Origin of the sequence: Streptomyces caelestis (assembly GCF_001279005.1) — a bacterium.
GTDB lineage: Bacteria > Actinomycetota > Actinomycetes > Streptomycetales > Streptomycetaceae > Streptomyces > Streptomyces heliomycini.
In genome coordinates, this window is sequence record NZ_LGCN01000265.1 from 19,480 (window position 1) to 44,755 (window position 25,276).

Genomic DNA, 25,276 nt, shown 5'->3' on the forward strand with positions numbered 1-25,276 from the left:
CACTCACGTTTCCCCGGGAGGCGGCATGGTCGTTTCCCGGAGGGAGGCCCGTCGTTGGGTACCGCGTGAGGTACGTACAAGGGCGCGCACGGCGCGCGAGGGCCGCGCTGGCCGCCGTAGTGACATGGGCAGGACTGCTGACCGGAGCCGCCGGCTGCACCGCGGACGGCCCCGTCGGCGGGGCGTTCGGGCCCCCGGCCGCCGAGGACGTCATCCGCGTGTCGCCCGACGACGGCAGCAAGGACGTACGCCCCGACGCGGCGCTGCGGGTGCGCGTGCCGGACGGGCGGCTGGAGTCGGTGAAGGTCGTCGCGGAGCAGGACGCGCGGGAGTCGCCCGTCCCCGGGCGGATTTCCGGCGACGGACTGACCTGGAAGCCCGACGACGCGCGGCTGGCGCCGGCCGCGAAGTACACCGTCGACGCGGTGGCCGTGGACGGCGACGGCCGCCGCTCCGCCCGGCACACCACCTTCACCACCCGCGTCCCGGAGGAACGCTTCATCGGCTACGTCGCGCCCGAGGACCGTTCCACGGTCGGCACCGGCATGATCGTCTCCCTGGAGTTCAACCGGAAGATCGTCCACCGCGCGGCCGTCGAACGCGCCGTCCGCGTCACCGCCCGCCCGGCCGTCGAGATCCGCCCGCACTGGTTCGGCGACTCCCGCCTCGACTTCCGCCCCGAGGAGTACTGGAAGCCCGGCACCGAGGTCACCGTCGACCTGGACCTGCGCGACGTCGAGGGAGCGCCGGGCGTCTACGGCCTCCAGCGCCGCACCTTCGCCTTCACCGTCGGCCGCAGCCAGGTCTCGGTGGTCGACGCCGCCGCGCACACCATGCGGGTGCGCAGGGACGGAGAGCTGCTGGCCACCGTGCCGATCACGGCCGGGGCGCGGAAGACGCCCACGTACAACGGCAAGATGGTGATCACCGAGATGCTCGAGGTCACCCGCATGAACGGCGCGACGGTCGGCTTCACCGACGACGACGGCAAGGGCGAGTACGACATCCCCGACGTCCCGCACGCCATCCGTCTGACCAGCTCCGGCACCTTCCTGCACGGCAACTACTGGGCCGACGCCGGCGTCTTCGGCGACTCCAACGTCAGCCACGGCTGCGTCGGACTGCGTGACGTGAAGGGCGGCGGGGCGGACACCCCGGCGGGCTGGTTCTTCGACCGCAGCCTCGTCGGCGACGTCGTCGAGGTCGTCCACAGCAAGGACGAGAAGGTCGCCCCCGACAACGGCCTCGGCGGCTGGAACATGAACTGGAAGAAGTGGAAGGCGGGCGGCGCGGTGAAGTGACTCCCCCGGCGGGCCGTTGAACTTGGAACGGAACGGTGACAAACCCGTCGCCCCGCACCCCTCTGGCCTGTGGTTACTATGCCCCAGCGCGCGAGGGGCGCGCGGGGGCGCGGGTCCGGCAGGGACTGGGCCCGCCGAGGGGAGAAACAAGTGAACGTGGGGCCCATATCGGGGGCGGCGCCGGGTGGCGCACGGGGGCGCGGCGGCAGGAGGCTGGCGGCGCTGGCGCTCGGCGTGATGCTGGCGGTGACCGCCTGCGGCGGCGGAGGCGCGGAGCCGGGAACCGGCTCGGGCGACGGCAAGGGCAAGGGCAAGGACTCCACCGCCGCGCAGAGCAAGCAGTCCGAGGCCGTGGTCGGCATCGTGCCCGAGGACGGCGCGAAGTCCGTCGAGACCAGCGGCGCGCTGAAGGTGAGCGCGAGCAACGGCAAGCTCACCGAGGTCGTCGTCAAGAACCCGGACGGCGACCGGGTCGAGGGCGAGATATCCGGCGACGGCGCCACCTGGACGCCGTCCACCCACCTGGCCGCCTCCACCCGGTACACGGTGCACGCGGTCGCCAAGGACTCCGAGGGCCGCACCGCCGCCGAGGACTCCGGCTTCACCACCCTGACGCCGAAGAACACCTTCATCGGGCACTTCACCCCCGAGGACGGCTCCAAGGTCGGCGTCGGCATGCCGTTCTCGCTCCGCTTCACCCGGGGCATCACCCACCCCGAGGACGTCGAGAAGGCCATCCGCATCACCACCGAGCCGGCCGTCGAGGTCGAGGGCCACTGGTTCGGCAACGACCGCCTCGACTTCCGTCCCGAGAAGTACTGGAAGGCCGGCACCAAGGTCACCGTCGACCTCAACCTCGACGGGGTCGAGGGCCGCGACGGCGTCTACGGCGAGCAGTCCAAGAAGGTCTCCTTCACCATCGGCCGCGAGCAGGTCTCCGTCGTCGACGCCAAGAAGCTCACGATGAAGGTGAAGCGGGACGGCAAGGTCCTCAAGACCGTCCCGGTCACCACCGGCGCGCCCGGCTACGAGACCTGGAACGGCAAGATGGTCATCACCGAGAAGCTGGCGGTGACCCGGATGAACGGCGAGACGGTCGGCTACGGCGGCGAGTACGACATCAAGGACGTCCCGCACGCCATGCGCCTGTCCACCTCCGGCACCTTCATCCACGGCAACTACTGGGGCGGCGACGCCTTCGGCAACCGCAACGCCAGCCACGGCTGCGTCGGCCTGCGCGACGTCCGCGGCGGCTGGGACAAGGAGGCGCCGGCCGCCTGGTTCTTCAACAACTCCCTGATCGGCGACGTCGTGGAGGTCAAGAACTCCAACGACGCCACCATCGCCCCGGACAACGGCCTCAACGGCTGGAACATGTCCTGGGAGAAGTGGAAGGCCTAGCCCCCGCGCGCGACGCGTCCGGCCCCGGTGCGAGGTACCGCACCGGGGCCGCTGTCGTCCCCGCGCGGGCCGCGTCCGGGGCGCGGGGTCGCACGGGGACTCCCGCCCCGGCGCTCAATCGGTTCCGTGCCGGGGGGCCGCGGGCTACTGTGCGGGCAGTGGATGCCCCACGAGGAGCGGAGAACATGGTCGGTCGCCCGAGCACGCGTTGACGCCGTGGGCCGTCGTCGGCCCGTCATCGCGTGCCGCCCCTGATCCGTGGCACAGCGAGCCCTTCCTCCGCCCGAACCGTCGGTGCGCCCTGTCGTGCGCCGGACGGCGGGCCTCGTCTCCTCGGCCACTCAAGGGGTCCGCGTGCCGTCCGATTCCTCCGCTTCCCGTCGCTCCCTGTGGCGGGACGCCGACTTCCGCAGGCTCTGGGTGGGCCAGAGCGTCTCCCAGCTGGGCGAGCACACGAGCCTGGTGGTGCTGCCGCTGATCGCCGTCCTGACGCTCCACGTCGACGCCGGCCGGCTGGGCGTCCTGCGCGCGGTGGGGCAGGCGCCGATCCTGCTGCTCTCGCTCTTCGTCGGCGCGTGGGTGGACCGGTGGCGGACCCGCACGGTGATGGTGCTGGCGGACGCCGGCCGGGCCGTGGTGCTGGGCGCCGCCGTCGCGGCCGGGCTCCTCGGCGTCCTCGGGCTGCCGTCCCTGCTCGTGGTCGCCTTCGCCGTCGGGGCCCTGTCCGTCTTCTTCGACGTGGCGTACCAGACCTCCCTGGTGCGGCTGGTGAGGCGCGATCAGCTGCTGCCGGGCAACAGCGCGCTGGAGGGCAGCCGGTCCGCGGCCCAGATCGGCGGCCCCGCTCTCGGCGGTGCGCTGGTGTCCCTGCTGTCGGCGCCGGTCGCCCTCGCGTCCGGCGCGCTGTTCTTCGTCCTGTCGTTCCTGTCGATCCGGCGGATCCGCCGCCCCGAACCGACGCCCGGACGCGGGGAACGACCCGCCAAGGTGTGGCGGCGGATCCAGGAGGGCCTCCGCTTCGTCGTCGCCGACCCCGCGCTACGGGCCGTGGGCCTCGCCTCCGCCGCCTTCCAGTTCTCCTTCGCGGCCATGACGACCGTCTACCTGCTCTTCCTGCCCAGGGAACTGCACCTGTCGGGCACCGCCGTCGGACTGGCGCTCGCGGCGACCGGGCCGGGCGCGCTCCTGGGGGCGCTGCTCGCCGCCCGCCTGCCGGGCCGGTTCGGCCACGGCGCGGTGCTCGTGTCCGCGGCGGCGCTCGGCGACGGCGTACTGCTGTGCGTACCCGCGCTGCACGGCCCCGCCGCGGTGACGGTCCCCGTGCTCGTGGCCGTCAACCTCGTGTTCGGGGCCTTCGGCCAACTGGTCAACGTCACGGTCATGGCCGTCCGGCAGGCCGTCACCCCGGACGGGATGCAGGGCCGCGTCGCGGCGACGATCACCTTCGCCGGCATGGGCCTGGCCCCGCTCGGCTCCCTGCTCGGCGGCCTCCTCGCCGAGCGGTGGGGCCTGCGCACCGGCCTCCTGGTGACGGCCGCCGGCATGCTGCTGTCCCCCGCGCTGATGGCCCTGTCCCCACTCGCCCGCCTGGGACGGACCCTGCCGGCGCCGCCATCGGCGTGAGGAACGGACTCAGCCAGGCGTGAACGCGTACCGAAGCTCGTACAGATGAACCGCCTTGACCGTGACGGTGGCTTCCGCTGGGCAGGTTCAGCGCCCGGTACTGCTCCTGGGCGGGGACCCCGGCCGAGATCCGGTCCACGCTCAGACGCGGTGAGGGCCCGGTCTCTGTGTGCCGGAGCCGGTGACGAACGCTCTGCCGCACGGTGTCCCGCCGGGGCGCGGATTCCTCCTGGTGCTGACCGGCGACGGCTTCCTCGTCCGTATCGAAGTGCGTGACGGCGACGAGGGGAGTTCACAGGTGAGGGATGCGAAGGCGGAGGGCCTCTCAACCGGTGGTCCCGGCTTATGTGCGCAGGCGGTCCAGGATCTCGTCGCTCACGGGGTAGGGGCGTTCACGCGGCAGGAGCCGCCGGGCGACGTCCAGTTCTCCGTCTCGTACATGGGCGTGGATCATGCGGGCCAGCGGTGTGACGTCGGCCATGGAGACGATCCACTCGTCGGCGTAGAGACGTGCGGCTTCACCGGTGAGGCCGAGTTGCAGCGACCGGTGGGCAAGCGGTTGAAGGCGCAGGTCGCGTTCGGGGTCCCATTGCACACGGGCAGGAGCCCGCTTCAGTTGGCGCTTCCACGTGGCGTGGTCACCGTGGAGTTCATGCTCGTAGTGGGACAGACAGGCGTGTCGCAGTGCCCATTCGAAGCCTTCCCGGGTGATCTCGACGGCGAGGACGCTCTCCTGGCCTTCCTTGCCGCTCCACCCGCAGCGGTACATCATCCACAGGAACGACGGCTTGATCCACGTCATCCGGTCCCGCTTCCACTCCGCCGGGAAACGGCCGTCCCGGGCCGCCGCCAGGCCGATCGTCGGCGGGTACGCCTGGTAGACGGTGATCGTGGAGTCCGTGTGCAGGGCTCGGATCCGGTGCTTGGGTTCTGTCACCGGATCAGGGTGATCACACGTCGTCGCGCGCGCCATCGAATTATCGCGGCGGGAGCCCGCCGGGTCCGCGGTGACGTGGGTCCTGGCGGGACCGGGTCGGGGGTGCCTTTCACGAACGGGACGCAGCCGACGGGACCGGGGGCGAGTCCGTGCGCGGTGGCGCGAGGCCCGGTGGAGGCCGGCCGGGCGGCCCGCGGTGTCCCCGCGTGTGAACGGCCGCTAACCTGCGGAGCATGACCGTACATCTGGAAGTCGCCGAAGGCGTCGGTACGCTGCGGCTGGACCGGCCGCCCATGAACGCGCTGGACATCGCCACGCAGGACCGGTTGAAGGAGCTCGCCGAGGAGGTCACGCGGCGCGAGGACGTGCGCGCCGTGGTGATCCACGGCGGGGAGAAGGTGTTCGCGGCGGGCGCGGACATCAAGGAGATGCAGGCCATGGACCATGCGGCGATGGTCCTGCGCTCCAAGGCCCTCCAGGACTCCTTCACGGCCGTGGCCCGCATCCCCAAGCCGGTCGTGGCCGCCGTCACCGGTTACGCGCTCGGCGGCGGGTGCGAGCTGGCGCTCTGCGCCGACTACCGGATCGCCGGGGAGAACGCCAAGCTGGGCCAGCCCGAGATCCTGCTCGGCCTGATCCCGGGCGCGGGCGGCACCCAGCGGCTGTCCCGGCTGATCGGGCCCTCCAAGGCCAAGGACCTCATCTTCACGGGACGCCAGGTGCGGGCCGACGAGGCGCTGGCGCTCGGCCTGGTGGACCGGGTGGTGCCCGCCGACGAGGTCTACGCACAGGCGCACGCGTGGGCCGCGAAGCTGGCGCAGGGGCCGGCGATCGCGCTGCGCGCGGCGAAGGAGTCGATCGACGCCGGTCTGGAGACGGACATCGACACCGGCCTCGCCGTCGAACGGAACTGGTTCGCTGGTCTGTTCGCCACCGAGGACCGTGAGCGGGGGATGCGCAGCTTCGTGGAGGAGGGGCCGGGCAAGGCGAAGTTCCGGTGAAGAACCCTCCGGAGTCTTGCCATTGACGCGATGTCTGATACGGGACCCTCGACGGGGCGGATTGTGGGAGCCTTGGGGCACCCTTAAGTCGCTTGTGTCGAGGGAGCCCGTCGATTGCCCGAGAGTGAGCCGTTTCCCCAGGCAGGAAAGGTTCTTGAGGGCTTCGACGTGCCACCGGCGCATGCCGTCGGCCCCTTGCCGGGCGGGGGTGCGAGGGGGGCGCGTTCCCCCGGAACGGCCCTCGGGGACTCCCCGGACGGCCATGATGGGGGCATGGCGGGGCTGGAGGGCGGGGAACAGCCGCGGGGAGACCGGCGTACGACCGTATCGCGCTGGTCGCCGACGGTCGAGGACGAACGCGCACTGAAGGCGCTGGAGTCGTTCGGCAATCCGACGGAGGCGGAAGTTCCGCTGCCGTCCCGGCCCGAGTCCGCCGCCACCGCCCGCCGGATCGTCCAAGTGGTCGTCCTGCGGGAGTGGGGTCTCACCGCCAGGACCGCCGAGGACGCCGTCCTGCTCGTCTCCGAACTGGTCGGCAACGCCGTGCGGCACACCGGAGCGCGGGCCTTCGGTCTCCGCATGCGCCGTCGGCGCGGCTGGATCCGGATCGAGGTCCGCGACCCCTCCCGCGGACTGCCCTGTCTCATGCCGGTCCAGGACATGGACGTCAGCGGCCGGGGCCTCTTCCTCGTCGACAAGCTCGCCGACCGCTGGGGCGTCGACCTGCTGCCCCGCGGCAAGACCACCTGGTTCGAGATCCGCGTGACGGACCGCTGAGGGCTCCCGCGGTGTGTCACCACCCGCGCTCCTCGGGTCTTCCCCCTCCGCGGGAGGGCCCACCGGTGGGTGGTCGCCGCGCCGGAGGCTCGGGCGGCCGGATAATCTGGCCCGCGTCAGCAAGACGGCACAGCACGAGACGAGGGGCGGACCGGTGGCGGACATCGAGGAAGCGCGCAAGCAGTTCGAGCGGATCGACACGGACGGGGACGGGGCCATCACCGCCGCCGAGTTCAAGGCCGCCCTGGCGCAGGGCGGTGACTGGAACGTCACCGAGTCGGTCGCCGAGGCCGTGATCAGGTCCCAGGACCTGAACGGCGACAAGGTCCTGTCCTTCGACGAGTTCTGGACGCACCTGAACAAGTAGGCGCGGTCCGGGAGCGGGCCGGGGGCTAGACGCCCTCGGCCCACTCCTGCAGCGCCGACCTGCTGGAGAAGTCCGCGACGTTCCTGTCCAGCGGGTCGTCGGTGTACTGGTGGAAGCGCCACTCCGCCTGGATGCGGGGCTCTCCCGCGGTGACGTAGTCGGCGATCCAGAGGCCGTCGCCCGCGTAGGACGTCGTGTCGACGGTCAGCCAGAAACTCCGATTGCAGTACAGGATCACCCTGTGGTGCGGCCGCAGTTCCTTCACCTTGCGGATGAAGCGGTCCTTCTCCGCGTTGCTCGCCCGCGTTCCCTCGCCCGTCGTCTCCCAGTCGACCGCGAGGACGTCGCCCCGCTTCTCCGGGGTCCTGCGCACGAAGTACTCCGCCTGGGCCGTGAGGTCGCCCGGCCAGAGGAAGTGGTAGAAACCGACGACCAGGCCGGCGTCGCGGGCCCTCCTCGTCTGGGCCGAGAGCTTGGGGTTGGTGTACGAACGGCCCTCCGTCGCCTTGACGAAGACGAAGGACAGGCCGTCGGTGTCGTACGAGGACGACTGGTACGCACTCACGTCGATGCCGCGCAGCATGGGGCTCCCTGAGGTGCCGGTGGGGGGAGGGGAGTCGGAATGATTTCTTCCCCGCCCTGGCACGGGCGACCCGTCCGGGACCGGGAAAGTCCGGTCCCGGAGGTCACTGACGTCTCCGGTGTCACTTCGATGTCGCTTCTCCGTCATGTTTCGCTCACTTCGTACAGATGAACTAGCCGGAGAAGTGGCGTGACATGACGAACGATGAGAGCGCGGAGAGAAGAAATGGCCGAACCGGTTGAGGCGGTGGCGTTACCCGCCCCGATCGACACGCTCCTCGCCGCCGCCGTCGCCCGGCGCTTCTACCTGGAGCAGCGGTCGAAGGTGGAGATCGCCAAGGAGTTCGGCATCAGCCGGTTCAAGGTGGCCCGCCTCCTCGACGCGGCCGTGGCCCACGACATCGTGCGCATCGACATCACCGTCCCGGCCGAGATCGACGTCCCCCTCGGGCGGGCGCTCACCGAGCGCTTCGGACTCCGGCACGGCGTCGTCGTCAACCTGGGCCGCGGCGAGGGCGGTGCGGCGGCGACGGCGGACCAGCGGCAGAGCGGTCGCTGGCTCGGTACGGCGGCGGCCCGGCTGATCTCGGAGATCGTCGAGGAGGGCGACGTCCTCGGGCTGGACGGCAGTCACGCGGTGGACGCGCTCAGCGAGGCGGTCACCCGGCTGCCGCTGTGCGACGTGGTCCAGCTGACCGGGGTGCACGGGCGGGACCTCGCCCGTGACGCCGCGATCACCGCGGTCCGCCGTACGGCCGCGGCGGGCGGCGGCCGCGCGTTCCCGCTGCACGCCCCGTTCCTCCTGCCCGACGCCGTGACGGCCGCCGTCCTGCGCAGCCAGCCCGCCACCGCCGAGACGCTGGACCGGTTCGGACAGGTCACCAAGGCCGTCGTCGGCGTCGCGGCGTGGGACGCCCCGCACTCCACGGTGTACGACGCCCTGTCCGAGCGGGAGCGGGAGACGCTCCGGGAGGCGGGGGCGTGCGCCGAGGTGGCCGGACACGTCCTGGACGCCGAGGGCCGGGTGGTCCCCACCGAGCTGAACGCCCGCACGATCGCCGTCAGCGCCGCGGAACTCCGGGGCGTCACGGAGCTGATCGGCGTCACGGCCGGTGGACGCGGCACCGGGGCGGTCCGCGCCGCGCTGAGGTCCGGACTGCTCACCGGAGTCGTCACGGACGCCGCGACCGCGCGCCGCCTCCTCTGGCACGACGACCCGGACGACCCGGCACGGACCGCACCGTCGTCCCGATCCACCGAATGAGGACAGCGATGAGCCAGCAGGACGAGGCGCTTCCGCCCGTTCCGGACGACATCCGCGAGGCGGGCCGCCTCGCCCCGGACCACTGGCTGGGGGTGGTCGACCCGATGTGGTCCGGGGAGGGGAAGCCCCCGGAGTGGGCGATGACCGGCCGGTGGCGGTCCGGCCTCGACGGGGAGATCGTCGAGTGGGAGGACAACCCCGAGTACCGGCCGTCCCCGCGCGCGCTCGGCTGGCCCGAGCCGCAGGACGAGGTGGACCGCGCCGTCCAGCTCGCGTCGACCGGGTACGGGCCCGGCGAGGCGGTGCCGACCGCGCTGGTGGGACGCGAGGTGGCCGTGCTGACGGCGCCGGACGGCGGCCCGCTGAGTGCGGCGGCGCCGGACGGGACGCCGGTCGTCCCGGTGTTCACCTCGTCGGTGTTCCTGCACACCGTGGGCCGTTTCGCGTTCGAACTCGTCGGCGCGGACGACCTCGTGGCGCGCGTCCCCGAGGGGCACGCGCTGTACCTGAACCCCTCGGCCGCGGTGAGCATGCTGCTGGACCCCGGCGCCGTGCGCGACGCGGTCCGAGGCGGCGCGGACGCGGAGGCGCGGACCTCCGCCGCCGCGCCCGCGGGCCGTACCGCGCGGGTGCTGACCGAGGCCGTCCACCCGGTGCGGGGGACGGACGCGTGAGCCGCTGGTCGTCCGTGATGCCGGGCCGGGGACGCAGGTCCGGCTCCGGTACGGGCCGCCGCGGCACGGCGCGCCCGGCCGGCGGCGCGAACGGCACGGGGAACGGCACCGCGAACGGCACCGGGAACCGGGGCGTCGGCGGCCCGCCGGTCGAGGACGTCGACGGCGTGCTGCTGGTGCGCTCGGTCGAGGACGACTCGTTCCCGCTGGACGTCGTGGCCGAGGTGGCGGGCGCCGTCGGGCGGGAGGAGGACGTCGTCACGGTGATCGTGGGCTCCGCCGCCGGGGGCGGGGGGCCCGACGCCGACCACTGGGCACGGCTGGGCGCGCTGCTCGACTCCCTCCGCGCGCGGGGCACCGAACGGGTCCGGCTCGTGATGTCCGGCGCCGGTGACGACCGGCCGGACCGGCCCAGCGTCGCCCGCCGGATCGCGGACGCCTGGGAACTGGAGGTGACGGCTCCGGACGGGGCCGTCCTGATCACGCCCGGGGGAGCGCTCTTCGTCCACGGCGACTCCCGCCCCGGATGCGCGTGGTGGCGGTTCGCGCCCGGCGCGGAGCCCCGGAAGGCGGGCCGGCGTGCCCCGGCGCCCGTCTGGGAGGAGGCGCTGGACGGGGTGCCCGCGCGCACGGCCGGCGGCTGTGTCGTGGACCGTGTCCCGGCGGGCGTGATGATCCGCCCGGCCGGGGCGCCCGGACCGGCCCCCGACGACCTGTGCTTCTCCGTGCCCGTCGACTTCGAGCGGCTGACGGTGCTGGTCGGCGCCCCACAGGCGGAGGACGTCGCCGCCGACGAGGTCGCCGCCGTCCTCAAGGGGCTGCCGGAGGAGGAGCGTGCCCGCACCCGGCTCGCGCCCGGCGGCCGGCGCGACCTGCTGCGGCTCGGGCAGTCGGTCGCCGATCTGCTGGGCGCCGAGGTGGAGGTGCTCACCGGCCTGCCGCTGCTCGACGACCACGCACCGCCCGGAACACCTCCCCGGCCGACGCTGGTCGGACTGGACGGCAGGCCGAGCTGGCGGCCGTTCGTGTCGTCCGTGGTCTGCGGCCCGGTCGACTCCGAGGGGCGGGCTCCCGTCCCCAGGCCGGTGGAGCTCCACCCGCCCGACTGGATCCTCGGCGGCGGCGAGCGGGGGACGGTACGGCTGACGGACCGCTGGCAGGCGACGGTGACCCGGGCCGGCCTCGCCCTGTGGACACCGGACGGCCCCCGGCCGGGGCCGCTCGGACCGGCCGTCGACCCGGAGGTGTGCGCCATCGAACTGGGCATGCCGGGGCAGCCGTTGGACGACTCCCTGCTGCCCGCGCTGTCCCGCCTGGTGCGCGGCCTCGGAACCGACGTCCGCTCACGCACCACCCTGCTGGTCCGCGGCAGGCTGCTGGCGGGCGACGGCGCCCTGCGCCGCCTGGCCGCCGAACACGGCATACCGGGCATCCGCTACGTCACCGCCGGCCGGCCCGCACGCCCCGGCCCGGCCGCCGGCCGGCCGGGCCCGACCGCGGAGCCCGGCCGCGTCCCACCGCCCGGGCGGGCGGCCCACGGGCCCGGCCGGGCGGTGCCGACCGTGGCCCACGGTCCCGGTGCGGCCGCCGCCGGGGTGGGCCGTGCTGTGCCGTCCGGTGCGGGTGCCGGTGGCCCGGGAGCTGTCGAGCCCGGCCGGACCTCGCCGGTCGGTGGGGTGGTTCGTGGGGCGGGTGGGGCTGCTGTTCCGTTGGTCGCGGGGTCCGGTGCCGGGGTGGGCCGGGGGCCCCGCGGGCCCGTTGTCGGTCCGTCGGCCGTCGGTCCCGGTGAGGCTTCGCCGGTCGGTGAGGCGGTCCGTGGGCCGGGGACGGCCGCTGCCGACCCGCAGGCCGGCGGACCCGGCGGGGCTCCGGGGCCCGGTGGGGTGGTTCAGGAATCCGGTACGACCCCTGCCCTTCCGGCCGCCGGGCCCGGCGCCGGAGCGGCCCGTCGGCGGACCGGTGCGGCGGTGAGCGGTCCGTCGACCGCCGGGCCCGGAGGAGGAGCGGCCCGCCCCGACGGCGTGCTCGCCGCCGAGCCGCAGGCTGCCGGGCCCGGGGTGCCGGCGCTCCCGCCCGTCGTGTCCTCGGGCGCCCCCCGGGACGGCGGGACCGCCGAAGCGAACGGTCCGTCGGCCGCCGGGCCCGTCGTGTTCCCGGAGGTCCGAGCGGACGTGGACGCCCCCGGCCGGCCGGTCGCCGGTGCCGGGGGACCTGTGCCGCCGGGATCCCCTCGGGAGGGCGGGCCCCTGCCCTCGCCGGATTCCCCTCCGGATCCGGACGGCGGGACCGCAGGCTTCGAGGGAGCGGAACCCGGGGCGTCCGTGCCCGCCGCGTCCTCGGAGTCCGGTCCGCGGGGGCGGTCCGCCGAGGGGGCCGCGACCTCCGAATCGCCGGAGGCCGGGGACGGCGGCGGGAGCGAGCGGGAGGCTTCCGGACCCGGTGCGGCACCGGAGGGCGGGACGCGCCCGGGGGCCACGGAGTCCCGGTCCGTCTCCTCGGTCGGGCCGCGCCCCGCAAGCGCCGGTGAGGGAAGCGGCCCGGCGCCGGACAGCGGCCGTGCCGGGACCGGACCGCGCGGGCGGAGCGGCGAGGCGCCCGCCCCGCACCGCGCCGCCCTTCCGTTCGCGCCCGGACACGTCAGCGGGGCCGCCGAGCGCGCCGCGTTCCGGGACGCCGCGGCCGGCGCCTGGGAGAGGCACGCCGCCGCCGTCTCCCGGGTGCTCACCCGGATGCCCGCCCTGCGCGGTCACGAACTGGAGGCGGCGCGCACCGACCTCGTCGCCGTGCACGCCTACCTCACCGCCGGGGAAGGGCCGCTGCACCACCGCGAACTGATCCGGGACCTGCACACCGGCGAGGGGCGCCTGCTGCCCTACGCCGGCTGTCTGGCGTCCGCCCTGCGCCGGCTGCCCTCCTACCGGGGCGTGGCCCTGCGCGGCGGGGACGCCGACGGTCCCGAACCGGCGGTCGGCACACTGCTGCACGACCCCGCCCCGGTCAGCACCCTGGCCGGGACCTCGGCGCTCCCCGCCGGGGCCCCCGTGCGCTACGCGATCTGGTCCGTCACCGGACGCAAGGTACGGCAACTGCTCGACCGGCCGGGCGGCTCCACGGAGACGCACGAGGAGATCGTCTTCGTGCCGGGGACCGGCTTCCGGGTGCTGGGGGTACGGACCGCGCCCGCGGGCCCCTCCGTCGTACTGCTGCGCGAGCTCCCCGGGAACGCGACCGCCTACATGGACGGGTCGGAGGAACTGAGCGGCCTGGACCTCAAGGCCCTCACGCACCTCGAGGAGGCGCTGGCCAAGGGCTTCCGCGTCGGTGACGGTCCGCAGTGGCCGGAACGCTGTTCCGGGCCCGTGGGCCAGGACGGATAGCGAGCGACGGGGAAGGCACCACCACCCATCCCCCCCCACAGTCCAAGGAGAACGATGGCAATACGCGATCAATCGCCCCCCGACGGGCCCGACGGCACGGGCGGTTCGTCCGTCCGCAGGGCCGTCTCCCTCGGGTCGGCGGCGGCCGACCCCGGCCCGATGCTGGCGCCGGCCGTACGGCGTACGGCCGCACCGGAGCCGGACGAGGGCGGCACCGGGGAAGCGGGGACCGCACGGCCGGCCCCGGCCACCGCCGGGAGCGAGGCAGCCCCCGAGCGGCCCGCCGCCACGGGCGGTACGGCCGCCACGGGCGGTACGGCCGCGACGGCCGCCGCCCCCGACGCGTCCGCCGCACCGCGGCGGCCGGAAGCGGAGAGCGGGAGCGCCGCCGAGCCGGCCACCGCCGTCCGGGCCGTCCCGGACGCCACAGCCGACGCGGCCGGCGGAACCGGAACCGCCGCCGCCGGCGCCGGTGCGGACGGGCCGCCGTCCGGGAAACCGAAGAAGCCCCTGCTCGCCGCCGCCGGCATCGCGGGCGTCGTCCTCCTCGCCGTGCCGCTGCTGATCTGGGCCACGGACGACTCGCAGCAGAGGAAGAAGGACGACGTGGCGGTGGCCGCCGGGTCCGACACACTGCTCGAGGAGGAGTCCCTGGAGGTGCCGAAGGGCGACTACGCCCCGGCGGAGCCCACGCCGGAGCCCTCCACGAAGAAGCCGTCCGCCGAGCCGAAACCCGTCGTCGAGAAGGCGGTTCCGGTGACGACTTCGGAGGCCCCGGTCAGCGAGTCGCCCAAGGCGACGGAGAAGAAGCCGGAGAAGAAGCCGGAGAAGGTGGAGACCCGGGTCGAGGAGCGCGAGGCTCCCAAGCTCCCGCCGAACACCGCCGCCTACGCCGTCCAGCGGCTGGCCGCCTCGGATTCCGGCCGGCACATCTGCTACCGGGTCCACAGGAAGGGGGCCGGCTGGACGAACCCGAGGTGCGACGGGGCCATGGCGGGCAAGGGGCTGCCGATCACGGCCATCAACATCGCGGTGGTCGGCGCCAAGAAGGTGTCCGCCAACGAGTACGTCCAGAAGGACGGCTGGACGACCCCGTGGTCGAGTGCGGCCGACGCGACGGACCTGACACTGGGCAGCGACTCCCCGAACGCGCCGAACCTCAGCGGCTACGCCATCGGCGTCGACGACGGCAACGTCTGCCACCACCACAAGCTCGGCGGGCACGACTGGGGCGCCTATCTGTGCGAGTCGTCCCAGGGCTGGAGGTTCGGCGGGTCGCTGAAGCCGGACGTGTGGCTGGAGAGCGTCAAGTTCAACCTCTGAGGGACGCGACAGCGCAGCGGACGCCCGCCGGCACCGGCCGGCGGGCGTCCGTCCTCACCGGGAGGACTGCTGACCCAGGCCCCGCCGGACGGGCAGATCCTCCGGCAGCAGGGTCGTGAGGTCGGCGAGGCTGGGCGAGGCCAGCCCGCCCAGCCGGCGGGCCTGGCTCGTCATCATCGTCTCCAGCAGCTGCCGGGCGAGCCGCGCGTTGCCGAAGGACCGGTCGCGCGGGATGGCGTCCACATGGGCGCGCAGCGCCTCGACGGTGGCGTCGGCGCACTCGTACCCGGAGGCGGCGGCGTGCCGGGACACGATGGTGACCAGTTCGTCCGTGCTGTAGTCCTCGAACGTCACGAACTTGGAGAACCGGGACGTCAGACCGGGGTTGGAGTCGAGGAAGCGCTGCATCTCCTCGGTGTAGCCGGCGACGACGACCACGATCTCGTCGCGGTGGTCCTCCATCAGCTTCAGCAGGGTGTCGACGGCCTCCCGGCCGAAGTCGTTGGACGACCCCTCGGGGGTCAGGGTGTAGGCCTCGTCGATGAACAGCACCCCACCGAGCGCGCTGGTGAAGACGTCCTTGGTGCGCTGGGCGGTGTGGCCGACGTACTGGCCCACCAGGTCCGCCCGCGCCACCTCCACCAGGGAGTCGCGGGGGAGCACCCCCAGCGAGTGCAGGAGCCTGGCGTACAGCCGGGCGACGGTGGTCTTGCCGGTGCCGGGCGGTCCGCTGAAGACGAGGTGGTTGCTGATCCGGGGGGCGGGCAGCCCCGCGGCGATCCGCTGCCGGGCGTTGGTCAGCAGACTGACCAGGTCGGCGACCTCCCGCTTCACGGCGGCGAGCCCCACCATGGCGGTGAGTTCGGCCATCGGGTCGGACGCGTCCTCGGCGTCCTGCGCCGTGCCGCCGCCGACGGCCGCCGCCTCCGCGTCGCCGACGTCCTGCGGCAGCAGCAGCGTCAGGTCGCTCTCCGCCGGGTCGGTCATGGCGGCGAGCCGGAACGCCTGCCGGTCCACCATGTCCTCGAACACGCCGCGGGCCGCACGGCCGTTGCCGAAGGTCGCGTCGCGCGTCATCTGCTCGAAGCGTACGGCGAGGGCCTCCCGGGTCAGCGGCCCGAGCTCGAACTGGTGCCGGTGGCAGAGGCTCTCGGTGATCGTCACCAGTTCCTCCACCGCGTAGTTGCCGAACTCGATGGTGCGGGTGAACCGGGAGGCGAGGCCCGGGTTGGCGGTGAGGAACGACTCCATCTGCTCGGAGTAGCCGGCCGCCACCACGACCACGTCCTCGCGGTGGTCCTCCATCAGCTTCAGCAGGGTGTCGACGGCCTCGCGGCCGAAGTCGTTGGACGTCCCCTCGACGGTGAGGGTGTAGGCCTCGTCGATGAACAGCACCCCGCCCAGCGCGCTGTTGAACGCCTCGGTGGTCTTGATGGCCGTACCGCCGATGACCTGCGCGACGAGATCGGCGCGGGCGACCTCGACCAGGTGTCCGCTCCTGAGCACGCCCAGGTCCGCGAGGATGCTGCCGTAGAGACGGGCGACGGTGGTCTTGCCGGTGCCGGGCGGCCCCGCGAAGATCAGGTGCCGGCTCATGGACGGGACCGGCATGCCGAGCCGGCGCCGGCGCTCCGCGAGCTGGTTCAGGTTGACCAGCGTACGCACCTGGTGCTTCACGTTCTCCAGGCCGGTGAGCGCCTCCAGTTCGGCCAGCGGGCCCTCGGGCTCCCGCTCCTTGCCGGGCCCGCCCGGGGCGCCGTCCTCGCCGGCCGTCCCGGCGGACTCGCCCCAGCTGTCCGGCAGGCCGTTGTCCGCGCTGGTCAGCAGCTCGACCGTGAGCCGTTCGCTCGCGAGGCTCTGGCGCAGTCCCGCGCCCCGGTTGTCGCGCACGACGCACCGGGTGACGTCGACCGGTTCGGCGCTGTCGACCCGTACGCCGTCGCCCGTGCTCCCGGTGATCTCACAGGCGTCGAGGACGGCCCGGCCGCCGCGCGACACCTGGACGCCGTGGGCCCTCGAACCGTGCACCCGGACCCGCTCCAGGGTGATCTCGGCGCCGTCCCGCACCCCGACCCCGGCGTCGGCGCTGTCGCCGATCTCGCAGTCCCGCAGGGTGCCCCGGCCGCGTTCGCCGACGAGCAGGCCCGAGCGGGCGGCGGAGCTCAGCACGGTGTCGCTGATCTCGGGGTCGGAGTCGTCGTCGATGTGCAGCGCGCAGCCGCCGGCGGACTCGATCGCGCAGTGCTCGAGCCGGCCGCGGCCGTCGTCGGTGAACTCGACGCCGTGGCCGCCCGCGCCGGTGACCCGGGCGTGACGCAGGAGGGGGTTGGCGGCGGAGCGCACGGAGACGCCGACCCCCGCCGCGTCCAGGACCTCCAGGCGTTCGAACTCGGCCGTGGAGTCGTCCCAGAGCTGCACCGCCCCGGCGGTGTCGGCGCAGTCGCTCACCACTGTGTCCCGCAGCAGCGGGGCGCTGCCCTCGACGACCCGCACGGCGCCCTCGGTGGAGCCGTGGAACGAGCAGCCCTCCAGGGTCCCGCGCGAGCGGTCCAGGACGAGCAGCCCGCTGGTCTTCGTGCGCCGGGTGACGCACCCGCGCAGCACCGGGTCGGCCCCGCCGGAGATGACGATGCCGCTCTGCGCGATGGACTCGAAGGAGGTCTCCTCGATCTCCGGGCGGGACATGCTGGTCACCAGCAGCCCCACCGAGGTGTGGTGCACGACGCACCGCAGCACCCGGGTCGAGCTGTGGCCCTCCAGGGCGATGGCCGGCTTGTCGGTGCCGGAGATGTCGCAGCCCTCCACGGTGCCCCGCGCCTCGCCGCTCGCCAGGACGCCGTTGGCCCGCGCGCCGCGGATGCGGCAGTCGCGGACCAGGGGTCCGGCGGTCTCGCCGATGACCACCGCGGAGGTGCCGAAGTTCTCGAACACGCAGTCCTCGACGACGCTCTCGGACTCCGAGGAGTCGACGAGCCCGGCGCCGCCGGGGTTGCCGATCCGGCAGCCGCGGGCGGCCAGCGAACCCTTGCCGCGGACCAGCAGCGCCGTCCACCCGGCGCCGGTCACGGTGCACCCGTCGAGGGCGGCCTGGCCGGCCGGCACGTCCACGACCGCGGCCTCCTTGTCGCGGCCCCGGAGGGTGAGGGCGCTGAGCATCACGGCGTCGGCCATGAGGGTGACGGCGGTGCCGTCCCGCGGGCAGAGCTCGACGGTGCCCGGCTCGCCCTCGCCGACGATCGTCACCCGGTGCCGGATGACGAGGTTCTCGGCGTAGCGGCCGGGACGGACCCGGATCACCGCCCCGGTACGGGCCTGGGCCAGTGCCTCACCGATCGTCCGGAATCCGTCCGACCGTTCCGGGCCGACCGTGAGTATTTGCCGTGCCACGCCTCGAACCTCCTTGTGCTGCTGCGGTAGTTGGCGTTGTGTGCCGTACATCTTGTGTGCCTATCATGCGGCTCATGCGGAATGTCATGAAAAGCCGGGGTGCGGGTTGCGTGCTGGCGATCGCCGTGGTCCTGCCGGCCGCCGGCGGGCCGGCCTTCGCCCTCCCCGCCGCCCCGGCCGCGCCGTCGGGGAGGCCCGGCGCCGGCGATCCGGGGGCCACGCTGCTGCCCCCGCTGCCCGTCCGGCTCGGTGAGGGCAACCCGTGCACCGGGGCCTCGGGGCGGACGGCCACCGGAGCGGCGTGGTCGCAGACGGCGCTCGGGCTGTCCCGGGCCCAGCGGATCTCGCGCGGCGGCGGTGTGACCGTCGCGGTGGTCGACACCGGTGTCTCCACCGGCGTCCCCAGCCTGTCCGGCAGGGTGGAGGCCGTCGACGCGGCGGCCGACGACTGCGTGGGCCACGGCACGTTCGCCGCCGGCCTGATCGCCGCCGCACCGGTGAAGGGCAGCGGCATCACCGGGGTCGCCCCGCAGGCGGAGATCCTCGCCCTGCCGGGCACCGACGACCGCGGAGTGCCCTCCGTGGAACGCGTGGCCGCCGGCATCCGGACGGCGGCGGACCGCGGCGCGCAGGTCATCTACGTCGGCCAGGTCCTGCGCACCGGCAAGGCCGAACTCACCGCGGCCGTCGCGTACGCCACCGGGCGCGACGCGCTGGTCGTCGCGCCCGCCGCCCCGGACGCCGTGCCCCGTGAGGAGCAGGGGCCCGACGGCGAGATGCCCGAGGGCCCGTACTGGCCGGCCGCGGCGCCCGGCGCGCTCGCCGTCGTGGACTTCGGCCCCGGCGGCGTACGGCAGAGGAACGCGCCGCCCGCCCACGAGCCCGACCTGTCCGCGCCCGGCGACGAGATGGTCAGCGTCGGCCCCGGGGGCGCCGGCCACTACATCGGCTCCGGCGCCTCGCTGGCCGCGGCGGGCGTCGCGGGCACCGCCGCACTCGTCCGCGCCTACCACCCCGACCTCACGGCGGCCGAGGCCGCCCGCCGCCTCCTCGACACCGCCTACCCCTCGGACACGCCCCGCCTGGACCCGTACGCGGCCCTGTCGCTGGTCCAGGACCGCGTGAAGCCCTCGGCGCAGGCCGCCGTCCCCGCACGGATGCCGCCTCCCGCCGACCCCGCTCCCCGCACCCGCTCCCTGACGATCGCGGCCGTGGGCCTGACCACGGTGCTCCTGCTCGCGGCCCTCGCCGCGGTGATCCCCCGGGGCCGCACCCGCAACTGGCGCCCCCCGAACGCCTCCTGAGAGGGCCGTCACCGCCGCTGTCCGCGGGCAGCCGTGCCTCCCCCGGCGCCTTGAGGGCCCGGGGGCGCCTCCCAGGGCGCTGGGGGTCCCCCCGCTCATGGCGGTCCCCCCGCTCGAGCGAGGCCGAGCGTGGGGGAGGAGCCGAGCGTGGGGGAGGTCCCCCGCGAGCACCGGGCCGCGCAACCCACCCCCGGCCCACCCCGACGCGGCGCACCCCGCGAGCACCGGGCTGTGCGGCATCCGCCGACGGCCGTCCGACACGGGCCCATCAGGACGCGTCCTCCACGAGCCCCGTCTGCACCTGCAAGGTCTTGCGCCGGGCGATCCGGACCGCCCGCCCCGGAATCAGCTCCCGCCCCTTCACGCTCCCGAAGAGGTACCCCTCGCTCGGCGGACACGACATCAGCAGCCCGGGCGTGTTGACCTCCTGCAGCCTCCGCAGCAACGCCTCGTTGAGCCCACGCCCGGCCCCCGCCGACGACCGCGCCACCACCAGGTGCAACCCCACCTCGTGCCCCAGCGCCAGATGGTCGAGGAGCGGGGCGAACGGCTGCGTCATCGGCCCGCCGCCCACCATGTCGTAGTCGTCGACCAGGATGAACAGCCGCGGCCCCTGCCACCAGTCGCACAACCGCATCCGCGACGGAGCGATGTCCTCCCCCGGAACCCGCTGCTTGACCGCCCGCGCCGCCCCGTCCACCAGGTCCCGCAGCATGTCCAGGGACACGGCGTGCCCCAGCCGGTACGCCTCGGGAACGCTCTCCACCAGCTCCCGCCGGTAGTCCACCGTCATGATCCGCGCCTCGGCCGGCGTGTACCGCTCGGTGATGCCGCGCGCGACCAGCTTCAGCAGGTTCGTCTTGCCGCTCTCCGTGTCGCCCACCACGATCAGGTGCGGGTTCTCGGCGAAGTCGTGCCACACCGGGGCCAGTTCGTTCTCGTCCAGGCCGATCGCGATCCGCAGGCCGTTCTCGCCCTCCGCCTCCGGCAGCTCCTCGACCGGCAGCTTCGCCGGCAGCATCCGCACCCGGGGCGCGGTCGGCCCCGTCCAGTTCTCGGCGATCGCGGCGACCAGCCCCGCGACCCCGTCCGCGAGGTCGTCGGCGTCCTCGACCCCGTCGACGCGCGGCAGCGCCGCCAGGTAGTGCAGCTTGTCCGGGGTCAGCCCCCGCCCCGCGCTGCGCGGGATCGTCGCCGCCTTCCGGGAGTCGATCTGGGAGTCCATCGGATCACCCATCCGCAGCTCCAGCCGGGTCCCGGTCTGGTCGCGCACCGAGGACGACAGCTCCACCCAGCGGGCGGTGGTGACGATCAGGTGGACGCCGTAGTTGAGCCCGCGGGCGGCCAGCGCGTTGAACGTGGCGATGTGCCGGTCGAAGTCCTGGCGCACGGTGGCCCAGCCGTCGATGGCCAGGAAGACGTCCCCGTGCGGCTCGTCGGGGAACTCGCCCGCCGCGCGCCGCTTGCGGTACGTCGCCATGGAGTCGATGCCGTGCTCCAGGAAGAACCGCTCCCGCCGGGCGAGCAGCGTGGTGACCTCCGCGATCGTACGGCCCACCCGCTCGGTGTCCACCCGCGCCGCGACCCCGCTCATATGGGGCAGCCCGTCCAGCGAGGCCAGCGTGCCGCCGCCGAAGTCCAGGCAGTAGAACTGGACCTCGCGCGGGGTGTGGGTGAGCGCCAGCGCGGTGATGAGGGTCCGCAGCAGCGTGCTCTTGCCGCTCTGCGGGCCCCCGGCGATGGCCACGTGGCCGCCGGCCGCCGACAGGTCCACGGTCAGCAGGTCGCGCAGCTGGTCGAAGGGCCGGTCCACGACGCCCACCGGCACGGTGAGCCGCCCCCGCAGCGGCCAGTCGGCCGTGGTCAGGCCGTAGCGCGGATCGGGCGCCAGCGGCGGCAGGATCTGGTCCAGGGTGGCCGGCCGGCCCAGCGGCGGCAGCCACACCTGGTGCGCGGGCGGCCCCGCCCCGCGCAGCCGGTCGAGCGCCACCGACAGCAGCGTCTCCCCGCCGCCGTCCCCCTCGCCCTCCGGCTCCGGCGCGTCGGGCTCGCCCGCCGGGTCCGGGTCCGCGGGCGCGCGCGGCACCACCCACTCCGCCGTCCACGGCACCACCTGACGCGCCACCTGCGCCTGCACGACGGCCCGGCGCCGCCGGTACGGCCCCGAGACGTACGCGGCCCGGAACCGGGTCAGCGCGTCGACGCCGCTCTTGAGGAAACCGGCGCCCGGCTGCGCGGGCAGCTCGTAGGCGTCCGGCACGCCCAGCACGCCCCGGCTCTCCATCGCGGAGAACGTCCGCAGACCGATCCGGTACGACAGATGGCTCTCCAGCTGGTGCATGCGGCCCTCGTCCAGCCGCTGCGAGGCGAGCAGCAGATGGACCCCGAGACTGCGCCCGAGCCGGCCGATCATCACGAACAGCTCCATGAAGTCGCGGTGCGAGGCCAGCAGTTCGCTGAACTCGTCGACCACCACGAACAGGCTGGGCAGCGGCTGCAGCGGCGTCCCGGACTGCCGCGCCTTCTCGTACTCCAGCGCGGAGGTGTAGTTCCCGGCGGCGCGCAGCAGCTCCTGCCGCCGGATCAGCTCCCCGTGCAGGGCGTCCTGCATCCGCGCGACCAGCGCCACCTCGTCCGCGAGGTTGGTGATGACCGCCGAGGTGTGCGGCAGCTCGTCGAGGCCGAGGAAGGTCGCGCCGCCCTTGAAGTCGACGAGGACGAAGTTCAGCGTCTCGGAGGAGTTGGTCAGCGCCAGCCCCAGCACCAGCGTGCGCAGCAGCTCGCTCTTGCCGGAGCCGGTCGCGCCGATCAGCATGCCGTGCGGTCCCGTGCCGCCCTGCGCGGACTCCTTGATGTCCAGCTCCACCGGCCGGCCCTCACCGCTCACCGCGATCGGCACCCGCAGCCGGGCGCTGCCGGTCGCCTTCTCCCACAGCGTGGCCGGGTCGTGCCGGTGCAGATCGGGGATGTTCAGCAGCGAGGTCAGTTCGACGTCGTCGGCGAGCGGCTTGGAGTCGTCGCCGCCCACGCTCATCCGGTACGGCGCCAGCAGCCGGGCGAGCGCGAGCGCGCCCACCGTGCCCAGCCGGTCGGGCCGGCCGAGCACCGTCGACTGCTCCTTGCGGTCGCGGTCGGTGCGCACCAGCGCGACACCGCCCTCGTCCACCTCCAGGCGCAGCGTGGTCCGGCCGGGCTTCCACGCGAGCGCCCCGGTGAGGTCGAGCACCACCGCGTTGCGGAACCCGTGGCCGTCGAAGCGGTGCCCGGCCGGCACCGTGCAGCCGTCGATCACGACGACCGTGTACGGCTCCTCGCGCCCCGGGACCGCGTCGGGGTCGGCGCCCGGCCGCTCCAGGAACTCGGCGCCGAGCAGGTTCTCCAGCTCGGTGAAGGCCGAGGCGATCAGGCGGGCCGGTCCGGCGCCGTCCTCCTCGTGCCGGTGCAGGCTGTGCGGCAGCCACTTCGCCCACTCCCACTCCGCGCGCCGCTCGTCCGAGACGCACAGCGCGATCCACAGGTCGTCGGGGGAGTGGAACACCGCCAACTGCGCGAGCAGGGCCCGGGCCTGGGCGCGTATTTGCTCCTCGTCCCCGCGGAACAGCACCTTCGACCAGGCCCGCAGATAGATCGCGATGGGCTGGTCCCGGACGGTGGAGTAGGCCCGGGTGAAGCTGCGCAGCGCGTGCGCCGACAGCGGCTCCAGGTCCTCGACGGGCTTGGTCGACAGCGGCGTCAGCTTCATCGCCAGCCGCTGGTCGCCCACGCCCATCCGCACCTCGGCGAAGTCCTCGTCCGACGACCGCCGTTCCCACAGCCGGGTGCTGCGCACCAGCGACGACAGCGCGTCGGGGTCCGGATGGCGCCAGGCGAGGGCGCGCTGCTGCTCGACGATGGACGCCCGCACCATGCGCCGGGTCTGCCGCAGGTACCGCAGGTAGTCGCGGCGCTCGCCCTTCATCCGTTGCTTGCGTTCGCCGTTGCGGCGCATGACCTGACCGAGCATCATGCCCGCCGACGCGATCACCATCACACCGAGCGCGATGTAGATGAACCCGCCACCGCCCTGGCTCATCCCCGGCCGCATGAACATCAGCATCATGGAGACCGACATCAGCGCCATCGGCAGATACGTCCACACCGCGGAACTGTCCGGCACGACTTCCGGGAGCGTGGGCGGCTCCTGGAGACTCAGTTCCCCCGACGGCATTTCCGGCCCTTTGCGGCGGGCCGGGCGGCGGAACAGGATCACGCTCAACGAACGTCCTCCTCAACGATTTCGGAAGGAATTCCGGGGAAACCTCGCGGGAACGTCGCGGGTTTTTCCGTAAAGAGACCAGAGTCCCGAGCGACGGCTTCGGGAAAATGGCCGGGAGGTGCCGTGACGCCGAACTCCCGGAGTGATGTTGCGAAAAGCCCGGCGTACGGTCAAACTCGTCGGCGCATGCCCCGTCCGACTTCTCCGTCGCGTTCGGCGACCGGCCGGTGTGCCGCTGCCACCTTCCAGCCACCGCGTATCGCGTGGTCCGCCAGAAAGTGTGAACCCCGAACCCATGACTGAGATTCAGACGGCGAGCCTGTGCCGCGTCACCGTACGTGCTCCGGCCAGAACCGTCGACCTGGCCGTGCCCTCCGACGTCCCCGTCGCCGATCTGCTGCCCACAGTGATCGGCTACGGAGGGGACGACCTGGAGGAGTCCGGCCTGGAGCACGGAGGTTGGGTACTCCAACGCCTCGGCGGTCCACCGCTCGACCCCGAGAGTACCTTGGACTCCCTCGGTCTGCGGGACGGAGAGGAGCTTTATCTGCGGCCGCGCACCGAGGCGCTGCCCGAGGTGCACATCGACGACCTGGTCGACGGCATCGCCGACGGCATGGGCCGCAGGCCGCACGGCTGGAGCCCGCAGGCCGGCCGGCGGCTGCTGCGCGGACTGGCCGCGGCCACCCTCGCGCTGGGCATCGTGCTGCTGGCCCTGCCGGGCACGGCGGGCTGGATGCGGGCCGTCGCCGCCTCGGCCGCCGGGCTGCTGCTGATCGCCGGGGCGGGCTCCGCCTCCCGCGCCGTCGGGGACGCCGGAGCCGGCTCGGTGCTCGGCCTCATGGCGGCTCCCTACTTCGCCCTGGCGGGCTGGCTGCTGCCCGGCGGCGACCTGGGCGGCGCCGACGGCGAGGCCGTCCTGGGCGCCCGACTGCTGGCGGCGTCCGCGGCCGGCGGCGCGGGCGCGGTGCTCGCCCTGGCGGCGGTCGGGGTGTACCCGGCGCTGTTCATCGGCGCGGCCTGCGTCGCGGCGGCGGGCGCGCTCGGCGCCACCCTGATCACCCTGGACCTGGCGCCGCAGCAGGCGGCCGCCGTGGTGGCCGTCGTGGTGGTGCTCTTCGGCGGGTTCGTCCCGTCCCTGTCGTTCCGGCTGGCCGGCATGCGGATGCCGCCCCTGCCGACCAACGTCCAGCAGCTGCAGCAGGGCATCGACCCGTACTCCTCCTCGGACGTCGACGCGCGCTCCGCGCTGGCGGACGGCTGGATGACCGCCCTCTACGGCGCCATCGGCCTGGTCTGCCTGCCCTGCCTGGTGGCGCTCATGGCCGCGCCGGGGCTCGCCGAGATCCTCACCGTCGTGGCCCTCTCCCTCCTGCTGCTGCTGCACAGCCGGGGGCTGGGCAACGTCTGGCAGCGCCTCGCGCTGACCGCCGCCGGGGCCTGGGGCACGGCCCTGCTGCTGTTCGTCTCCGCGCGCTCCCTCGCCCCGGCGGACCGGCTGACCCTGACGGCCGGCCTGATGGGGCTGGCCGCCGCGCTCACCATCGCCTCGTGGACCGTGCCCGGACGGCGGCTCGTCCCGTACTGGGGGCGCGCGGCCGAGCTGCTGCACTCGCTCGCCGCCCTCAGCATCCTGCCGCTGACGCTCTGGTCGATGGGCGTCTACGGCCGGCTCCGCGGCATCAACGGCTGACCCGGGAGAA

General features: G+C 74.1%; 16 protein-coding genes and 1 pseudogene. 12 read left to right on the forward strand and 5 right to left on the reverse strand.

Features of this window, described 5'->3' with window-relative positions; genetic code table 11:
- Window positions 1-65 precede the first annotated feature (65 nt).
- The 3 genes from ADK41_RS35960 to ADK41_RS35970 all read left to right on the forward strand — a co-directional run bounded on the left by ADK41_RS35960 (window position 66) and on the right by ADK41_RS35970 (window position 4,325).
- Window positions 66-1,301, forward strand: coding sequence for a L,D-transpeptidase (locus ADK41_RS35960; RefSeq protein ID WP_030828626.1), 1,236 nt, complete (start codon window positions 66-68; stop codon window positions 1,299-1,301).
- 150 nt (window positions 1,302-1,451) lie between these two features.
- On the forward strand, window positions 1,452-2,702 hold the full coding sequence (locus ADK41_RS35965) for a L,D-transpeptidase (RefSeq protein ID WP_199822394.1): 1,251 nt from the start codon (window positions 1,452-1,454) through the stop codon (window positions 2,700-2,702).
- Between the two features lie 354 nt (window positions 2,703-3,056).
- Entirely contained in the window at window positions 3,057-4,325 is a 1,269-nt protein-coding gene (locus tag ADK41_RS35970) for an MFS transporter (RefSeq protein ID WP_030828631.1), read from the forward strand.
- A 9-nt stretch (window positions 4,326-4,334) separates the two neighbouring features.
- On the opposite strand, the pseudogene ADK41_RS43745 reads toward ADK41_RS35970, so the two are convergent.
- Both ADK41_RS43745 and ADK41_RS35975 read right to left on the reverse strand, forming a co-directional pair.
- Window positions 4,335-4,491, reverse strand: a pseudogene (locus ADK41_RS43745) (GntR family transcriptional regulator); the annotation flags it as partial.
- Window positions 4,492-4,668: 177 nt separating this feature from the next.
- On the reverse strand, window positions 4,669-5,262 hold the full coding sequence (locus ADK41_RS35975; RefSeq protein WP_030828633.1) for a DUF4291 domain-containing protein: 594 nt from the start codon (window positions 5,260-5,262) through the stop codon (window positions 4,669-4,671).
- Window positions 5,263-5,495: 233 nt separating this feature from the next.
- On the opposite strand from ADK41_RS35975, the gene ADK41_RS35980 reads away from it, so the two are divergent.
- From ADK41_RS35980 to ADK41_RS35990, 3 genes are all read left to right on the forward strand, one after another.
- Window positions 5,496-6,263, forward strand: coding sequence for an enoyl-CoA hydratase/isomerase family protein (locus tag ADK41_RS35980; RefSeq protein WP_030828635.1), 768 nt, complete (start codon window positions 5,496-5,498; stop codon window positions 6,261-6,263).
- 168 nt (window positions 6,264-6,431) lie between these two features.
- Entirely contained in the window at window positions 6,432-7,040 is a 609-nt protein-coding gene (locus ADK41_RS35985) for an ATP-binding protein (protein WP_078662002.1), read from the forward strand.
- Between the two features lie 154 nt (window positions 7,041-7,194).
- Window positions 7,195-7,407 carry an EF-hand domain-containing protein gene (locus ADK41_RS35990; RefSeq protein ID WP_030828641.1) on the forward strand — a complete coding sequence of 71 codons (213 nt, stop codon included), beginning with the start codon at window positions 7,195-7,197 and terminating at the stop codon, window positions 7,405-7,407.
- A 25-nt stretch (window positions 7,408-7,432) separates the two neighbouring features.
- On the opposite strand, the gene ADK41_RS35995 is transcribed toward ADK41_RS35990, so the two are convergent.
- Complete coding sequence (locus ADK41_RS35995) at window positions 7,433-7,990, reverse strand: glycoside hydrolase family 25 protein (protein WP_030828644.1); 558 nt, start codon at window positions 7,988-7,990, stop codon at window positions 7,433-7,435.
- Window positions 7,991-8,215: 225 nt separating this feature from the next.
- Between ADK41_RS35995 and ADK41_RS36000 the strand changes: the two genes are divergently transcribed.
- From ADK41_RS36000 to ADK41_RS36015, 4 genes are read left to right on the forward strand one after another with little or no spacing between them, the layout of a single operon-like run.
- The gene (locus ADK41_RS36000) at window positions 8,216-9,253 is read left to right on the forward strand and encodes a sugar-binding transcriptional regulator (RefSeq protein WP_051843220.1); all 1,038 of its coding nucleotides are present in this window, start codon (window positions 8,216-8,218) and stop codon (window positions 9,251-9,253) included.
- An 8-nt stretch (window positions 9,254-9,261) separates the two neighbouring features.
- Entirely contained in the window at window positions 9,262-9,927 is a 666-nt protein-coding gene (locus tag ADK41_RS36005; protein ID WP_063756548.1) for a type VII secretion system-associated protein, read from the forward strand.
- Entirely contained in the window at window positions 9,924-13,304 is a 3,381-nt protein-coding gene (locus ADK41_RS36010; protein WP_051843222.1) for a hypothetical protein, read from the forward strand. Before ADK41_RS36005 ends, ADK41_RS36010 begins: the two co-directional genes overlap by 4 nt.
- A gap of 54 nt (window positions 13,305-13,358) precedes the next feature.
- Complete coding sequence (locus ADK41_RS36015; protein WP_030828654.1) at window positions 13,359-14,627, forward strand: hypothetical protein; 1,269 nt, start codon at window positions 13,359-13,361, stop codon at window positions 14,625-14,627.
- A gap of 54 nt (window positions 14,628-14,681) precedes the next feature.
- Here the strand turns inward: ADK41_RS36015 and ADK41_RS36020 are convergent, their stop codons facing one another.
- A complete protein-coding gene (locus ADK41_RS36020) occupies window positions 14,682-18,014 on the reverse strand; it encodes a right-handed parallel beta-helix repeat-containing protein (protein WP_051843223.1) in 3,333 nt (1,110 codons plus the stop codon).
- A gap of 74 nt (window positions 18,015-18,088) precedes the next feature.
- Between ADK41_RS36020 and ADK41_RS36025 the strand changes: the two genes are divergently transcribed.
- Window positions 18,089-19,318: a S8 family serine peptidase gene (locus tag ADK41_RS36025; protein ID WP_234318857.1), complete on the forward strand. Its 1,230-nt coding sequence runs from the start codon at window positions 18,089-18,091 to the stop codon at window positions 19,316-19,318.
- A gap of 268 nt (window positions 19,319-19,586) precedes the next feature.
- Here ADK41_RS36025 and ADK41_RS36030 read toward each other — a convergent pair whose 3' ends face one another.
- Complete coding sequence (locus tag ADK41_RS36030; protein ID WP_037804490.1) at window positions 19,587-23,567, reverse strand: type VII secretion protein EccC; 3,981 nt, start codon at window positions 23,565-23,567, stop codon at window positions 19,587-19,589.
- Between the two features lie 301 nt (window positions 23,568-23,868).
- Between ADK41_RS36030 and eccD the strand changes: the two genes are divergently transcribed.
- The gene (gene eccD / locus ADK41_RS36035) at window positions 23,869-25,266 is read left to right on the forward strand and encodes a type VII secretion integral membrane protein EccD (RefSeq protein WP_030828663.1); all 1,398 of its coding nucleotides are present in this window, start codon (window positions 23,869-23,871) and stop codon (window positions 25,264-25,266) included.
- Window positions 25,267-25,276: the final 10 nt, after the last annotated feature.

Bases quoted from the DNA above. Each gene is read 5' to 3' on its own strand.
- ADK41_RS35980 (WP_030828635.1), top strand. From the start codon at position 5,496: ATGACCGTACATCTGGAAGTCGCCGAAGGCGTCGGTACGCTGCGGCTG.
- ADK41_RS36025 (WP_234318857.1), top strand. From the start codon at position 18,089: ATGCGGAATGTCATGAAAAGCCGGGGTGCGGGTTGCGTGCTGGCGATC.
- ADK41_RS36015 (WP_030828654.1), top strand. From the start codon at position 13,359: ATGGCAATACGCGATCAATCGCCCCCCGACGGGCCCGACGGCACGGGC.
- ADK41_RS36000 (WP_051843220.1), top strand. From the start codon at position 8,216: ATGGCCGAACCGGTTGAGGCGGTGGCGTTACCCGCCCCGATCGACACG.
- eccD (WP_030828663.1), top strand. From the start codon at position 23,869: ATGACTGAGATTCAGACGGCGAGCCTGTGCCGCGTCACCGTACGTGCT.
- ADK41_RS35995 (WP_030828644.1), bottom strand. From the start codon at position 7,990: ATGCTGCGCGGCATCGACGTGAGTGCGTACCAGTCGTCCTCGTACGAC.
- ADK41_RS36005 (WP_063756548.1), top strand. From the start codon at position 9,262: ATGAGCCAGCAGGACGAGGCGCTTCCGCCCGTTCCGGACGACATCCGC.